The organism is Achromobacter sp. Root83, assembly GCF_001428845.1.
In the GTDB taxonomy this organism is placed as follows: domain Bacteria; phylum Pseudomonadota; class Gammaproteobacteria; order Burkholderiales; family Burkholderiaceae_B; genus Achromobacter.
Genome location: NZ_LMIU01000012.1, coordinates 117,167 through 130,955 on the forward strand (window position 1 = coordinate 117,167; position 13,789 = coordinate 130,955).

Annotated in this window: 16 protein-coding genes; 13 read left to right on the top strand and 3 right to left on the bottom strand. The window is 63.3% G+C overall.

What is annotated here, in order from left to right:
* The first annotated feature begins 34 nt into the window (after window positions 1-34).
* On the top strand, window positions 35-802 hold the full coding sequence (locus ASE30_RS12895; RefSeq protein ID WP_057284704.1) for a phosphatase PAP2 family protein: 768 nt from the start codon (window positions 35-37) through the stop codon (window positions 800-802).
* Here ASE30_RS12895 and ASE30_RS12900 read toward each other — a convergent pair.
* Genes ASE30_RS12900 through ASE30_RS12910 form a run of 3 tightly spaced genes read right to left on the bottom strand, consistent with a single transcriptional unit; the run spans window position 773 to window position 2,258 of the window.
* Window positions 773-1,207 (bottom strand): NAD(P)-binding domain-containing protein, encoded by a 435-nt coding sequence (locus tag ASE30_RS12900; protein ID WP_057284705.1) that lies wholly within the window; start codon window positions 1,205-1,207, stop codon window positions 773-775. The genes ASE30_RS12895 and ASE30_RS12900 overlap by 30 nt on opposite strands.
* Window positions 1,204-1,647 carry a PaaI family thioesterase gene (locus ASE30_RS12905; RefSeq protein ID WP_057284706.1) on the bottom strand — a complete coding sequence of 148 codons (444 nt, stop codon included), beginning with the start codon at window positions 1,645-1,647 and terminating at the stop codon, window positions 1,204-1,206. The genes ASE30_RS12900 and ASE30_RS12905 overlap by 4 nt, the downstream gene beginning before the upstream one ends.
* Window positions 1,644-2,258, bottom strand: a complete 615-nt coding sequence (locus ASE30_RS12910) for a TetR/AcrR family transcriptional regulator (protein ID WP_057284707.1) — start codon at window positions 2,256-2,258, stop codon at window positions 1,644-1,646. The genes ASE30_RS12905 and ASE30_RS12910 overlap by 4 nt, the downstream gene beginning before the upstream one ends.
* 456 nt (window positions 2,259-2,714) lie before the next feature.
* Between ASE30_RS12910 and ASE30_RS12915 the strand changes: the two genes are divergently transcribed.
* From ASE30_RS12915 to nuoK, 12 genes are all read left to right on the top strand, one after another.
* On the top strand, window positions 2,715-3,824 hold the full coding sequence (locus ASE30_RS12915; protein WP_057284708.1) for a porin: 1,110 nt from the start codon (window positions 2,715-2,717) through the stop codon (window positions 3,822-3,824).
* A gap of 298 nt (window positions 3,825-4,122) precedes the next feature.
* Complete coding sequence (locus ASE30_RS12920; protein WP_006217959.1) at window positions 4,123-4,482, top strand: NADH-quinone oxidoreductase subunit A; 360 nt, start codon at window positions 4,123-4,125, stop codon at window positions 4,480-4,482.
* 39 nt (window positions 4,483-4,521) lie between these two features.
* Window positions 4,522-4,998, top strand: a complete 477-nt coding sequence (locus tag ASE30_RS12925) for an NADH-quinone oxidoreductase subunit B family protein (protein ID WP_006217960.1) — start codon at window positions 4,522-4,524, stop codon at window positions 4,996-4,998.
* Window positions 4,999-5,077: 79 nt separating this feature from the next.
* Window positions 5,078-5,704 (top strand): NADH-quinone oxidoreductase subunit C, encoded by a 627-nt coding sequence (locus ASE30_RS12930; protein WP_057284709.1) that lies wholly within the window; start codon window positions 5,078-5,080, stop codon window positions 5,702-5,704.
* A gap of 3 nt (window positions 5,705-5,707) precedes the next feature.
* Complete coding sequence (locus ASE30_RS12935) at window positions 5,708-6,964, top strand: NADH-quinone oxidoreductase subunit D (protein WP_057284710.1); 1,257 nt, start codon at window positions 5,708-5,710, stop codon at window positions 6,962-6,964.
* A 47-nt stretch (window positions 6,965-7,011) separates the two neighbouring features.
* Complete coding sequence (nuoE, locus tag ASE30_RS12940) at window positions 7,012-7,506, top strand: NADH-quinone oxidoreductase subunit NuoE (protein WP_057284711.1); 495 nt, start codon at window positions 7,012-7,014, stop codon at window positions 7,504-7,506.
* Window positions 7,503-8,870: an NADH-quinone oxidoreductase subunit NuoF gene (gene nuoF, locus ASE30_RS12945; protein WP_057284712.1), complete on the top strand. Its 1,368-nt coding sequence runs from the start codon at window positions 7,503-7,505 to the stop codon at window positions 8,868-8,870. Before nuoE ends, nuoF begins: the two co-directional genes overlap by 4 nt.
* A 15-nt stretch (window positions 8,871-8,885) precedes the next feature.
* On the top strand, window positions 8,886-11,213 hold the full coding sequence (gene nuoG, locus ASE30_RS12950) for an NADH-quinone oxidoreductase subunit NuoG (protein WP_057284713.1): 2,328 nt from the start codon (window positions 8,886-8,888) through the stop codon (window positions 11,211-11,213).
* Complete coding sequence (nuoH, locus tag ASE30_RS12955; protein WP_057284714.1) at window positions 11,213-12,286, top strand: NADH-quinone oxidoreductase subunit NuoH; 1,074 nt, start codon at window positions 11,213-11,215, stop codon at window positions 12,284-12,286. Before nuoG ends, nuoH begins: the two co-directional genes overlap by 1 nt.
* A 21-nt stretch (window positions 12,287-12,307) precedes the next feature.
* A complete protein-coding gene (gene nuoI / locus ASE30_RS12960) occupies window positions 12,308-12,796 on the top strand; it encodes an NADH-quinone oxidoreductase subunit NuoI (RefSeq protein ID WP_008161196.1) in 489 nt (162 codons plus the stop codon).
* 17 nt (window positions 12,797-12,813) lie between these two features.
* Window positions 12,814-13,467, top strand: coding sequence for an NADH-quinone oxidoreductase subunit J (locus ASE30_RS12965; RefSeq protein WP_057284715.1), 654 nt, complete (start codon window positions 12,814-12,816; stop codon window positions 13,465-13,467).
* Complete coding sequence (gene nuoK, locus ASE30_RS12970; RefSeq protein WP_006217969.1) at window positions 13,464-13,772, top strand: NADH-quinone oxidoreductase subunit NuoK; 309 nt, start codon at window positions 13,464-13,466, stop codon at window positions 13,770-13,772. The genes ASE30_RS12965 and nuoK overlap by 4 nt, the downstream gene beginning before the upstream one ends.
* The last annotated feature ends 17 nt before the right edge of the window (window positions 13,773-13,789 follow it).

Genomic DNA, 13,789 nt, shown 5'->3' on the forward strand with positions numbered 1-13,789 from the left:
CGGCCGGGCGCACTTTTCTTATTGATGGCAATTCATGATCGACGTCTACACGGCATGGGCCGCGGCCCATGCCCCGCATCTCTTTGTGGCGCTGCCGCTTCTGACCGGCGCGCTGGCGCTGCTTTTCGTCCGCGGCTACCTCAGGCTGCCGGCGGGCGGCCGCGGCATCCTGTTCGCGACGGCCACGTGCGCTTCGTTCGCGCTCTTTCTCGTGCTGGCCCAGGCGGTGGAGAGCCGGGGCGCGGTGGTGGCGTTCGACGGCGCGCTGGCCAATGCCCTGAGCATGTCGATGTCGACATCGCTGCTATGGCTGCTGTCCTGGTTCACTTACCTGGGCGACCGCAATCTTCTGACGGTGCTGAGCGTGCTGATGACGGTCTACCTGCTCTGGCGCGGCCAATGGCCCCTGGCGCTGTTCTGCGCCATCGCGACCGGCATGGGCGGCGCGCTCAACTGGCTGCTCAAGCACACCTTCGAGCGTGTGCGCCCGGAGCATGACCACGGCTACGCCAGCGCGGCGGGATGGAGTTTTCCCAGCGGGCACTCGTCGGCCTCCATGGCCGTGTACGGCACTGCCTGCTACCTGCTGTGGCGCCTGGCACCGCCGGCCTGGCGCATGCCGTGCGTGGCCATCGCGGCCGCGCTGATCATGGCGATCGGCCTGAGCCGCATCCTGCTGCAAGTGCATTTTGCGAGCGACGTGGCGGCGGGGCTGGCCGTCAGCCTGGGGTGGATGGCGCTTTGCGTCGCCGTGGTGGAACGCGTGCGCCCGTCAGGCGGAACGGCTCAAGGCATCCAATAACCGGGCTTCGGCGCCGACATTGCTGCTGACCGGCCAGGGCGCCGGCGCGTACCGTCCGCCCGCCCGGGTGATCGCACGGTCCAGCCGGAGCGCACGCTCGACGGACGGCGGATCCAGGTCGACAATCAGCTTGCCGGCGATGGGGGCGGTCACCTCGCCGTCGCTGAATCGTTCCAGCGTGCGGTCGATCTCCCGTTCGTGGGGCAGCGCCAGCACGATGGTGTCGGACTCCGCCAAGGCTTCGCGCGCGGACGTGGCCAGCGTGGCGCTGCCACGGAAGTCCTCGCAGCGCCCGGCCTCGATGTCGTAAAGCGTCAATGCGATGTCCGGCTCGGCCGCCAGCAGCCGCCGCGCGGCCCGCGTGCCAAGAGCGCCCATGCCGACGATGCTGACGCGCAGGCTCATGGCTTGGGCACCGACCACGTGCTCACGATATGGGCCACCGGCTCGTCCGAGCCTTCTCCGGTCAGGACAACCTCTCCGGCGGACAGCCGCCCAACCTTCAACAGCCGGGCATGGGCGTGAATCGCGCCCGCCGGGCTCTTGCGCAGGAAATTGATGGTCAGGCTGGCCGTGACCGCGTGGGCCTGTCCGGTCGCTCCCACCACCGCCGCATACATCGCCAGGTCCGCAAGCCCCATCAGCATGGGGCCGGCGACGATGCCGCCCAGGCGCTGGTGCATGTCCCGCGCGGGCAGCACCGCGTGCGCCGTGCCACGGCCGATTTCCAGCACGTCGATGCCCAGCAGCAACGAGAACGGATGCTGGTCGGCCAGCAGGATGTGAAAGTCGGTCAGGCTGATCAGAGGCGCGCCGGGCTGGGAGGCGAGGGCGGTTGCGGTCATCGTTGCTCCAAGGCGTCGCAGTAGTTGTCCAGCAGCGAGTCGGCTTGCTGGCCCAGGGATTTCAGCCGGTGGGTATGCAGCAGCAGCAACAGGCCCATCAGATAGGTGAAGGTGTTCATCTGTTCCGCCTCGATGGCCGCGGGCTCCCAGGATTTGGTGCGCTTCAAGGCCAGGCCGATGAGGTCGATGCATTGCCGCAACCGGGAGTTGAGCTTTTCATCCATGTCGCGGCCCAACCCGCGGGGGCCCAGCCCCTGGAACAGGTACATGCCCAGCGAGAAGTCCGTCCGCCGCTCGGCGTAATAGCGGAAGAAGGCGCAGATGGCGTTGCGCGCGGCCGATTCGGGCGCGCCAGCGGAAACCGCGTCCGCCAGGTGCGCATGCAGCCGTTGCAGCGATTCGCCCAGCAGCACGCCATAGAGCGCTTCCTTGCCCGCGAACCACGGATAAATGGCGCCCGTGGTGCAGCCTGCCTCTTTGGCGATTGCCCGAATGGTGGTTTTTTCCAGCCCGTCGCGCTCGAAGGCGCGCCGCGCGGCGTCGAGGATGATCTGGCGGCGCAGCGCACTCAGGCGTTCATTGCGGTCGGATCGAGGCGTGGGGGAGGGCATGGCGCATATCGGGATGTCGATGAGCCCAATAATATCGACGATTTTTATTAATAACAATGTTATTTGACCGTCCCGTGTATACGATGGAACACAGGGACCGGCCGGCCGTTGCCGCACCGGTTTGTCGCCAAATCCCGACAAAGCCGATAGTGAAAGAGGTTTGAAAGATCGGCTTCCAAATGGCCTCAATAATTGGGGGCAGGGCTGAAAGTCGCATGGTTGCGGCCTCGGCTTGTTTGACTAGGGAAAGCCCTAGCCTCGATCGAGAAGCATCAGCGCGATGTTGCAAGATCCCAACAAGCCTGTCGCAAACAAGCACTTTTCTGACGCCGACCGTAGCCATCCCCCCTGATTTTTGATGCAATAGCGTCAACTTCCCTTCGCGGAGTTAGGGGGGCGGCAGGCTGGTTTGCTGGATTGCTGCTCTTGTCACTCAAATCAACGGAGATTTCTTAAATGAAAAAGACTCTGCTCGCTGCCGCCCTGCTCGCCGGTTTTGCCGGTGTCGCCCAGGCAGAAACGTCTGTCACCCTGTACGGCATCATCGACACGGGCCTCGGCTACAACAAGATCAGCGGTGGTCCCGACGCTCTGAACGGTAGCCGTTTCGGCATGATCAACGGCGTCCAGAACGGTTCGCGCTGGGGTCTGCGTGGTTCGGAAGACCTGGGTGACGGCCTGCGCGCTGTTTTCCAACTGGAATCCGGCTTTGATTCGGGTAACGGCAAGTCCGGCCAAAACAGCCGCCTGTTCGGCCGTCAAGCCACCGTCGGTCTGGCCAGCGACAGCTGGGGCCAACTGGACTTCGGTCGCCAAACCAACATCGCGTCGAAGTACTTCGGCTCGATCGACCCGTTCGGCGCTGGCTTCGGTCAAGCTAACATCGGCGTTTCGCTGAGCGCTGCCAACACGAACCGCTACGACAACATGGTCATGTATCAGACCCCGTCGTTCAGCGGCTTCCAGTTCGGCATTGGTTACTCGTTCAATGCTGATGACCAGAATGCGGATCAAACCGGCTGGAAAACGGCTGACAACACCCGCGCCATCACGACCGGTCTGCGTTACGTGAACGGTCCTCTGAACGTCGCTTTCTCGTACGATCAGCTGAATGCCGCGAACAAGTCGGTGTTTGCTGACCAAGACGCCACCCCGCGTATGTACGCGCTCGGCGCTTCGTATGACTTCGAAGTTGTGAAGCTGGCCTTGGCCTATGCTCGCACGACCGACGGCTGGTTCGCTGGTCAAGGCACGAACACCGGCACCGGTTCCCTGAGCATCGGCACCAACATCTTTGCTGATGGCTTCAAGGCCAACTCGTACATGGTCGGCCTGTCCGCACCGATCGGCGGCGCAAGCAAGCTGTTCGGTTCGTGGCAAATGGTTGACCCCAGCAACGACCGTATCAACGGTGCTGAGACGATGAACGTCTACTCGCTGGGCTACACCTACGACCTGTCCAAGCGTACGAACCTGTACGCCTACGGTTCGTATGCCACCAACTACGCCTTCCTGGACGACATCAAGTCGACCGCCGTCGGCGTCGGTATCCGCCACCGCTTCTAATCCAATGCAGGGCGCAAGCCCTGTCTGGATTATTCAAAGCGAAAGCGTGCGAACGGGCCTCGGTCCGTTCGCATAAACCACCCTCCGGGGTGGTTTTTTTTATTCGCGGCTTGGTTTTTTTGCTTCCGGAAGGTGCATGTCAGCCGCGTGCTGTAAGCTGCGGCATCGCTCTCGAAAGCTGCGATTGTTCCATTTGAGGAATGCAGTCTTTCACCCGCTATTCAAGCTACAGAGTTCAGCCGGAAGTAACCACGCGAATGCTACAATCCTAAGGTTTGCGCATTTGACGGACGCCTGAATGAACCTGCAACAGTATTTTCCCGTCCTGCTGTTTATCGTAGTGGCCACCCTTATCGGGTTCGCGCTTCTAACGGCCGGCTCCCTCCTTGGCCCGCGGCGTCCTTACGCTGAGAAGCTGTCGCCCTATGAGTGCGGCTTCGAAGCTTTCGAAGACGCTCGCATGAAGTTTGACGTGCGCTACTACCTGGTGGCGATTCTGTTCATTCTTTTCGACCTGGAAATCGCGTTCCTGTTCCCGTGGGCCATTGCCCAGGGCACGGTCGGACTCGTCGGTTTCTGGACGGTCATGGTTTTCCTAGCCGTGTTGACCGTCGGCTTCATCTACGAATGGAAAAAGGGCGCGCTGGACTGGGAATAACCCGCCGGGTTTTTTCACAGCACGCTATCAGAGACGAATATGGCTATAGACGGCATTCTCAAGCAAGGGTTCATCACCACCAGCGCCGACAAGTTCCTTAACTGGGCTAAGACGGGCTCCATGTGGCCCATGACCTTCGGTCTGGCCTGTTGCGCGGTCGAGATGATGCACGCGGGCGCGGCCCGCTATGACCTGGACCAGTTCGGCATCATCTTCCGGCCCAGCCCCCGCCAGTCCGATCTGATGATCGTCGCCGGCACGCTGTGCAACAAGATGGCGCCGGCGCTGCGCAAGGTCTACGACCAGATGCCCGAGCCGCGCTGGGTGGTTTCCATGGGCTCCTGTGCCAATGGCGGCGGCTACTACCACTACTCGTATTCGGTGGTCCGTGGCTGCGATCGCATCGTACCGGTAGACGTCTACGTGCCGGGCTGCCCGCCCACGGCCGAGGCGCTGGTCTACGGCTTGCTGCAAATGCAGAACAAGATCCGTCTGACCAACACGATTGCGCGCTGATCGTTCGTCCGGTCCGATGGCAGGCTCAGCCGCCGCGGACCTTTCGAAACCAGCGTATCGGTTCACCTAAGCGTACAAGATGATGACCAGGCTCGAATCCCTGAAAAACAATTTGCAGACCACCCTCGGCGCGGATATCGCGCTGACCGAGGCGTTGGGCGAGCTGACGCTCGAAGTGCCGGCGGAACAATGGTTCGCCGTCTGCAACAAGCTGCGCACCGAAGCCGGCCTGCGCTTTGAAACCTGTATCGACCTCTGCGGCGTCGATTACCTGACGTGGGGCAATGGCACGCGCCAGCTCCCCGAGGAAGCGAACGTCCGGATCCACCGCTCGCGCTATGCCGTGGTGGCGCATCTGCTCTCCATCGAGAACAACTGGCGCCTGCGCGTGCGCACCTGGGCCGCCGACGACGAATTCCCCATCGTGGCCTCGCTGATGGAATGCTGGCCGACCGTGGGCTGGTTCGAGCGCGAAGCCTTCGATCTGTACGGCATCGTCTTCGAAGGCCATCCGGATCTGCGCCGCATCCTGACCGACTACGGCTTCATCGGCCATCCGTTCCGCAAGGACTTCCCGTTGTCGGGCACCGTCGAAATGCGCTACGACCCCGAACAGCGGCGCGTCATTTACCAGCCGGTCACGATCGATCCGCGCGAGATCACCCCGCGCGTGGTGCGCGAAGACACCTACGGCATGGGGCGTTGAATCATGGCAGATATCAAGAACTACACACTGAACTTCGGTCCTCAACACCCGGCCGCGCACGGCGTGCTGCGTCTGGTGCTGGAGCTTGACGGCGAAGTGATCCAACGCGCCGATCCGCACATCGGCCTGTTGCACCGCGCCACCGAGAAGCTGGCCGAACACAAGACCTACATCCAGGCGCTGCCCTACATGGACCGCCTGGACTACGTGTCCATGATGTGCAACGAGCACGCCTATGTCATGGCCATCGAGAAGCTGCTGGGCGTCGAAGCCCCGTTGCGCGCGCAGTACATCCGCGTGATGTTCGACGAGATCACCCGTCTCCTGAACCACCTGATGTCGCTGGGTTCGCACGCGCTGGACGTGGGCGCCATGGCGGTGTTCCTGTATGCCTTCCGTGAACGCGAAGACCTGATGGACTGCTACGAAGCGGTCTCGGGCGCGCGCATGCACGCTGCGTACTACCGCCCGGGCGGCGTCTACCGCGACCTGCCGGACACCATGCCGCAGTACGGCGACTCCAGCAAGTTCCGGGGCGACAAGGAAATGCGCATCATGAACGACGCGCGTTCGGGATCGCTGCTGGACTTCATCGAAGACTTCACCAACCGCTTCCCGGCTTGCGTCGACGAATACGAAACGCTGTTGACCGACAACCGCATCTGGAAGCAACGCCTGGTCGGCATCGGCGTGGTCGATCCCGAACGCGCGAAGGCACTGGGCTTCACCGGCCCGATGCTGCGCGGCTCGGGCGTGGCCTGGGACTTGCGCAAGACGCAACCCTACGAAGTCTACGATCTGCTCGATTTCGACATCCCCGTGGGTGTCAACGGCGACTGCTACGACCGCTATCTGGTCCGCATCGCCGAGATGCGCGAAAGCAATCGCATCATCCGCCAGTGCGTGGAATGGCTGCGCAACAACCCCGGCCCGGTCATGATCGAGAACCACAAGATCGCCCCGCCGTCGCGCACCGCCATGAAGACCAACATGGAAGAGCTGATTCATCACTTCAAGCTCTTCACTGAAGGCTTCCACGTGCCCCCGGGCGAGGCCTACGCCTCGGTGGAACACCCGAAGGGCGAATTCGGCATCTATCTGGTGTCGGATGGCGCCAACAAGCCTTACCGCCTGAAGATTCGGGCCCCCGGCTTTGTCCACCTGCAAGCGTTGGATGAAATGTCGCGCGGTCACATGATCGCCGACGCCGTCACCATCATTGGTACGCAGGACATCGTTTTCGGCGAAATCGATCGCTGATCCGCCCAGACAGTCACGAGCACGCCCGCATAACCCGGATTCAAACTATGCTGCTTTCCGAACAGGCCTACCAGAAAATCGACCGTGAACTCGCGAAGTTCCCGGCCGACCAGCGGCAGTCCGCCATCATGGCCTCGCTTGCCATCGCGCAAGAAGAGAAGGGCTGGTTGGCTACCGAAGTCATTGAAGATGTGGCCAACTACATTGGCGTTCCGCCCATCGCGGTCCAGGAAGTCGCCACTTTCTACAACATGTTCGACGTCAAGCCCGTCGGCAAGAACAAGATCGCCGTCTGCACGAACCTGCCCTGTGCCTTGCGCGATGGCGACCGTGCCGGCGAATACCTCAAGCGCAAGCTGGGCGTCGACTATCGTCAGACGACCGCCGACGGCCAGTTCACCCTGGTCGAAGGCGAGTGCATGGGCGCTTGCGGCGATTCCCCCGTGCTGATCGTGAACAACAAGCATATGTGCGTGCGCATGACCGACGAGAAGCTGGACGCGCTGGTCGCGGCCCTCAAGGTTGAAGGAGAGTCGGCATGAACGCGCCCGACCTTTACAAGCAGTTCGCGCAAGGGCTGGATCCCGACCCGCTGAACGACCCCTCCAATTCGATGTGCCTGCACGGCCGGCACATCCAGCCGCAGATCATGGCCGACGTCGACGGCGCCAACTGGCGCCTGGCCGATTACGTCAAGCGCGGCGGCTACGAAGCCCTGAAAAAGATCCTGACCACCGGCATGAAGCCGGAAGACGTGATCGCCGAAGTCAAGGCCTCGGGCCTGCGCGGCCGTGGCGGCGCGGGTTTCCCGACCGGCCTGAAGTGGAGCTTCATGCCGCGCGCGTTCCCGGGCCAGAAATACCTGGTCTGCAACTCCGACGAAGGCGAGCCCGGCACGTTCAAGGATCGCGACATCCTGCGCTTCAATCCGCACATCGTGATTGAAGGCATGGCGATCGCGGCCTACGCCATGGGCATCAGCGTCGGCTACAACTACATCCACGGCGAAATCTTCGAAGTCTACGAGCGCTTCGAGGAAGCCCTGGAAGAGGCGCGCGCCGCCGGTTTCCTGGGCGACCGGATCCTGGGTTCCGACTACAGCTTCCAGCTGCACGCGTTCCACGGTTATGGCGCCTACATCTGCGGCGAAGAAACCGCGCTGCTGGAGTCGCTGGAAGGCAAGAAGGGCCAGCCGCGCTTCAAGCCGCCGTTCCCGGCCAGCTTCGGCCTGTACGGCAAGCCCACCACGATCAACAACACGGAAACGTTCGCGGCCGTGCCGTGGATCATCCGCAACAGCGGCCAGGCCTACCTCGAAGTCGGCAAGCCGAACAACGGCGGCACCAAGCTGTTCTCGATCACCGGCGACGTCGAGCGTCCGGGCAACTACGAGATCCCGATGGGCACGCCGTTCTCGACCCTGCTGGAACTGGCGGGCGGCATGCGCGGCGGCAAGAAGCTGAAGGCGGTGATCCCTGGCGGATCGAGCGCGCCGGTTCTGCCTGCCGACGTCATCATGGAATGCACGATGGACTATGACTCCATCGCCAAGGCCGGCTCGATGCTGGGCTCGGGCGCCGTGATCGTCATGGACGAAACGCGCTGCATGGTGAAGTCGCTGCTGCGCCTGTCGTACTTCTATTTCGAGGAAAGCTGCGGCCAGTGCACGCCTTGCCGCGAAGGCACCGGCTGGCTCTACCGCATGGTGCACCGCATCGAAAACGGTCATGGCCGTCCGGAAGATCTGGAACTGCTGGACAACGTGGCAGCGAACATCATGGGCCGCACCATCTGCGCCCTCGGTGACGCCGCCGCCATGCCCGTCCGTGGCTTCCTCAAGCATTTTCGCGACGAATTCGCGCACCACATCGAGCATAAGTCTTGTGTGGTCCCGCAATATCTGTAGGTCTCAGGAACAGCAATGGTTGAACTAACCGTCGACGGCAACAAGGTCGAAGTGCCCGAAGGCAGCATGGTCATGCATGCCGCCCAGAAAGTCGGGCTTTACGTGCCGCATTTCTGCTACCACAAGAAACTGTCCATCGCGGCGAACTGCCGGATGTGCCTGGTTGAAGTGGAAAAAGCGCCCAAGGCGCTCCCCGCCTGCGCCACGCCCGTGACCAACGGCATGGTCGTCCACACCTGCTCTGAGAAGGCCCGCGCCGCTCAGAAGTCGGTGATGGAATTCTTGCTCATCAATCACCCGCTCGACTGCCCGATCTGCGATCAGGGCGGCGAATGCCAGTTGCAGGATCTGGCCGTGGGCTACGGCGGCTCTTCCTCGCGTTACCAAGAGGAAAAGCGCGTCGTCTTCCACAAGGACCTGGGTCCGCTGGTTTCCGCCGAGGAAATGAGCCGCTGCATCCACTGCACCCGTTGCGTGCGCTTCGGCCAGGAAATCGCCGGCGTGATGGAACTGGGCATGCTGGGCCGTGGCGAACACTCCGAGATCACGACCTTCGTGGGCCGCTCGATCGAGTCCGAACTGTCGGGCAACATGATCGACATCTGTCCGGTGGGCGCGCTGACCTCCAAGCCCTTCCGCTACAGCGCGCGCACCTGGGAACTGGCTCGCCGCCGTTCGGTCAGCCCGCACGACAGCCTGGGCGCCAACCTGGTGGTCCAGGTCAAGGGCGACCGCGTGATGCGCGTGGTTCCGTTCGAAGACGAAGCCGTCAACGAATGCTGGATCAGCGACCGCGACCGTTTCTCGTATGAAGGCCTGAACAGCGAAGACCGCCTGTCCGCGCCGATGATCAAGGGCACCGACGGCAAGTGGCAGGAAGCCTCCTGGGCCGACGCCCTGCAGGCCGTTGCCCAGGGTCTGTCGCGCGTTCGCGACAGCTTCGGCGCCGGCCAGATCGGCGCGCTGGCGTCCGAATACGCCACCACTGAAGAGTACGCGCTGCTGGGCCGCCTGGTCCGCGCGCTGGGTTCCGAGAACATCGACTTCCGCCTGCGTCAGACCGACCCGGCCTTTGATGCCGCGCTCACGGGCGCGCCGTGGCTGGGCATGCCCATCGCCGAACTCGACAACCTGGACCGCGTCCTGGTCGTGGGCTCGTTCCTGCGCAAGGATCATCCGCTGATGGCCCAGCGCCTGCGTCAGGCCGCCAAGCGCGGCACGCAGATCCTGATGGTCGACAGCGCCGCCGACGATCCCCTGATGCCCGTGACCGCTCGCGTCACGGTGGCGCCCTCCGAACTGGCGCGCGCGCTGGCCGAAGTGGCCGTCGCCCTGGCGCAAGCCAAGGACCAGTCCGTGCCGGCCGAGTTCGCCTCGGTCACGCCCGGCGAAAACGCCAAGCTCATCGCCGCCAGCCTGGCTTCCGGCGCCAACACCGCCGTGCTGGTGGGCAATCTGGCCGTCGCCAGCGCCCAGGCATCGACGCTGGCCGCCAACGGCCGCGCCGTGGCCGATCTGGCCGGTGGCAAGTTCGGCTTCCTGACCTCGGGTGGCAACACCGTCGGCGGCTATCTCGCCGGCGCCGTGCCGGGCAAGGGCGGCAAGACCGCCGCCGCCATGCTGGCCGAGCCGCTCAAGGCCTACGTGGTGCTGCATGCCGAGCCGCTGCTGGACGCCGACAATGGCCAGCAGGCCATCGCCGCGCTGCGCGGCGCGCAGTTCGCGGTGGCGCTCACGCCTTACCGTTCGGCCGCGGCCGAGTGGGCCGACGTGATGCTGCCGGTGTCGCCTTTCACCGAAACTTCGGGCACCTTCGTCAACGCGCAAGGCCTGGCCCAGAGCTTCAAGGGCACGGTCACGCCGTTTGGCCAGACTCGTCCGGGCTGGAAGGTCCTGCGCGTGCTGGGCAACGTCCTGCATCTGGCTGGCTTCGACGACGAAACCTCCGAATCCGTGCGCGATGCCGCGCTGGCCGGTGGCATCGAAGGCCGCCTGTCGAACGACATCAAGGCTCCGCTTGGCCTGGGCCAGGCCGCCACCGGCCTGGAACGCGTGGCCGATGTGCCGATCTACCGGACCGACGCAATGGTCCGCCGTTCCGAGCCGCTGCAAGCCTCCCCGGCATCGAAGAAACCGGCTGCCGCCATGAACGGCCGCACGCTCACCAGCCTTGGCCTGACGGCCGGCGTCAAGGTGCGCGTGTCGGACGGACAGGGCGCCGTCGAACTCGAAACCGTGCAGGACGATGCCGTGGCCGATCGCGCCGTGCGTATCTCCGCAGCCTTTGAAAACACCGCAGCCCTGGGTGGCGCATTCGGTCAAATCAGCGTGGAGCGTGCCTGATGGAATGGCTCAATGTTCTTGAAAGCCACGGTCAGGCATTGCTGGGCCCGACGGTCTGGATGGTCCTCTGGACCCTCATCAAGATCGTGGTCATCGCCGTGCCCATCATTTTGTGCGTGGCGTACCTGACGTATTGGGAACGCAAGATGATTGGCGCCATGCACGTGCGCCTGGGTCCGAACCGCGTCGGTTTCAGGGGGCTCTTGCAGCCGTTTGCCGACGTGTTCAAGCTGCTGACCAAGGAAGTCATCGTTCCCAGCCAGGCCAACAAGGTGCTGTTCGTCGTGGCCCCCGTGGTCACGCTGATGCCCGCGCTGGCTGCCTGGGCGGTGGTGCCTTTCGGCCCGGACATCGTGCTGGCCAACGTCAACGCCGGCCTGCTGTACATCATGGCCATCACGTCCATCGGCGTGTACGGCGTGATCGTCGCCGGCTGGGCATCGAACTCCAAGTACGCCTTCCTGGGCGCGCTGCGCGCCTCGGCGCAGATGCTGTCGTATGAACTGGCCATCGGCTTCGTGCTGGTGACGGTGCTGCTGGTGTCCGGCAGCCTGAACATGTCCGAGATCGTGAATGTCCAGAACCGCGGCTGGTTTGCCGACAAGGGCCTGACGTTCATGTCCTGGAACTGGCTGCCGCTCTTGCCGCTGTTCGTGATCTACGTGATTTCGGCCGTTGCCGAAACCAACCGCCACCCGTTCGACGTGGTGGAAGGCGAATCGGAAATCGTGGCCGGCCACATGGTCGAGTACTCGGGCATGGCGTTCGCGCTGTTCTTCCTGGGCGAATACGCCAACATGATCTTGCTGTCGTGCATGGCATCGATCATGTTCCTGGGCGGCTGGGCTTCCCCGATCGATATCGCGCCGCTGACCTGGATTCCGGGTTGGATCTGGCTGGGTCTCAAGACATTCTTCGTGGTCTCGTTGTTTGTGTGGTTCCGGGCTTCGTTCCCGCGCTACCGCTACGACCAGATCATGCGCTTGGGCTGGAAAATCTTCATCCCGCTGACCGGCGTCTGGCTGGTCGTGGTGGCGATCTGGATGCAGACGCCCTGGAACATTTGGCGCTAAGCCGCCAAGCAGAGGCAGGATATGGAAGCGATCAAGGATTTCTTCGGCAGTTTGATGCTGACCGAATTGCTCAAGGGCATGCGCCTGACGGGCAAGTATTTTTTCAAGCGTAAGGTCACCTTGCGCTACCCCCAGGAAAAGACGCCGGCGTCGCCGCGTTTTCGTGGGCTGCATGCCTTGCGCCGCTACCCCAACGGGGAAGAGCGCTGCATCGCGTGCAAGCTGTGCGAAGCGGTGTGTCCGGCGCTGGCGATCACGATCGAGTCGGACCAGCGCGATGACGGCACCCGCCGCACCACGCGTTACGACATCGACCTGACCAAGTGCATTTTCTGCGGCTTCTGTGAGGAAAGCTGCCCCGTGGACTCGATCGTGGAAACGCATATCCACGAATACCACGGCGAAAAGCGCGGCGACCTGTATTTCACCAAAGACATGCTGCTCGCCGTGGGCGACCGCTACGAAGCCGACATCGCCCGCCGCCGGGCCGAAGACGCTCCTTACCGTTGAAGCCCAGGGTCTGATCCATGACTTTTACCACTGTCCTTTTTTACATACTGGCCGCCGTGCTGGTGATCGCGGCCTTCCGCGTGATCACCGCGCGCAGCGCGGTCACCGCGGTCCTGCACCTTATCCTGGCCTTCTCCAACGCAGCCATGCTGTGGATGCTGCTGGGCGCCGAGTTCCTCGCGTTGCTGCTGGTGCTGGTCTACGTGGGCGCCGTGATGGTGCTGTTCCTCTTCGTCGTGATGATGCTGGATATCCGCATGGATACCCTGCGCGTCGGCATGAAGACCTACCTGCCGCTCGGCCTGGTGATCGGTCTCGTGCTGGTGCTGGAGGTGTCCTTCGTGCTGGGCTCCATCTGGTATGGCGCGGGTCCGCAGGCGCCGGTCGCCAGCGACTACAACAACGCCCGCGCACTGGGCGAGGCGATGTACACGCAGTACGTCTACGCCGTTGAAGTCGGTGCCGCCCTGTTGCTGGTCGGCATGGTCGCCGCGATCGCGCTGACCCTGCGCCGCCGCCGCGACGTGAAGTACAACGACCCGGTCGCCGCTGTCCGCGTCCGCTCGAAGGACCGCTTCCGCATGGTGAGCATGCCCGCCCAGAGCGAGCGTGCCCAGGCCAAGCGTGACGCCTCGAACGGCATCGCCGCGCCCCAAGGAGAAAAAGAATGACGCTGACGCTGGCCCACTATCTGATCCTCGGGGCGATCCTGTTCGCGATCGGGATCTTCGGCATCTTCCTGAACCGCCGCAACCTGATCATTCTCCTGATGTCCATCGAGCTCGTGCTCCTGGCCGTCAACATGAACTTCGTGGCGTTCTCCAGCTGGTTCGGCGACACCGCCGGCCAGGTGTTCGTGTTCTTCATCCTGACCGTGGCCGCCGCCGAAGCGGCGATCGGCCTGGCCATCCTGGTGCTGCTGTTCCGCAACCTGAACACGATCAACGTTGACGAACTCGATCGCCTGAAGGGCTGACGGGGTATTGGAAGAAA

Excerpts from the sequence above, each read along its gene's own strand:
- ASE30_RS12930 (WP_057284709.1), top strand. The coding sequence starts at position 5,078 with ATGATGACCAGGCTCGAATCCCTGAAAAACAATTTGCAGACCACCCTC.
- ASE30_RS12900 (WP_057284705.1), bottom strand. The coding sequence starts at position 1,207 with ATGAGCCTGCGCGTCAGCATCGTCGGCATGGGCGCTCTTGGCACGCGG.
- ASE30_RS12965 (WP_057284715.1), top strand. The coding sequence starts at position 12,814 with ATGACTTTTACCACTGTCCTTTTTTACATACTGGCCGCCGTGCTGGTG.
- ASE30_RS12915 (WP_057284708.1), top strand. The coding sequence starts at position 2,715 with ATGAAAAAGACTCTGCTCGCTGCCGCCCTGCTCGCCGGTTTTGCCGGT.
- nuoI (WP_008161196.1), top strand. The coding sequence starts at position 12,308 with ATGGAAGCGATCAAGGATTTCTTCGGCAGTTTGATGCTGACCGAATTG.
- ASE30_RS12910 (WP_057284707.1), bottom strand. The coding sequence starts at position 2,258 with ATGCCCTCCCCCACGCCTCGATCCGACCGCAATGAACGCCTGAGTGCG.
- ASE30_RS12920 (WP_006217959.1), top strand. The coding sequence starts at position 4,123 with ATGAACCTGCAACAGTATTTTCCCGTCCTGCTGTTTATCGTAGTGGCC.
- nuoK (WP_006217969.1), top strand. The coding sequence starts at position 13,464 with ATGACGCTGACGCTGGCCCACTATCTGATCCTCGGGGCGATCCTGTTC.
- ASE30_RS12925 (WP_006217960.1), top strand. The coding sequence starts at position 4,522 with ATGGCTATAGACGGCATTCTCAAGCAAGGGTTCATCACCACCAGCGCC.
- nuoE (WP_057284711.1), top strand. The coding sequence starts at position 7,012 with ATGCTGCTTTCCGAACAGGCCTACCAGAAAATCGACCGTGAACTCGCG.
- ASE30_RS12895 (WP_057284704.1), top strand. The coding sequence starts at position 35 with ATGATCGACGTCTACACGGCATGGGCCGCGGCCCATGCCCCGCATCTC.
- ASE30_RS12935 (WP_057284710.1), top strand. The coding sequence starts at position 5,708 with ATGGCAGATATCAAGAACTACACACTGAACTTCGGTCCTCAACACCCG.
- nuoG (WP_057284713.1), top strand. The coding sequence starts at position 8,886 with ATGGTTGAACTAACCGTCGACGGCAACAAGGTCGAAGTGCCCGAAGGC.
- nuoF (WP_057284712.1), top strand. The coding sequence starts at position 7,503 with ATGAACGCGCCCGACCTTTACAAGCAGTTCGCGCAAGGGCTGGATCCC.
- nuoH (WP_057284714.1), top strand. The coding sequence starts at position 11,213 with ATGGAATGGCTCAATGTTCTTGAAAGCCACGGTCAGGCATTGCTGGGC.
- ASE30_RS12905 (WP_057284706.1), bottom strand. The coding sequence starts at position 1,647 with ATGACCGCAACCGCCCTCGCCTCCCAGCCCGGCGCGCCTCTGATCAGC.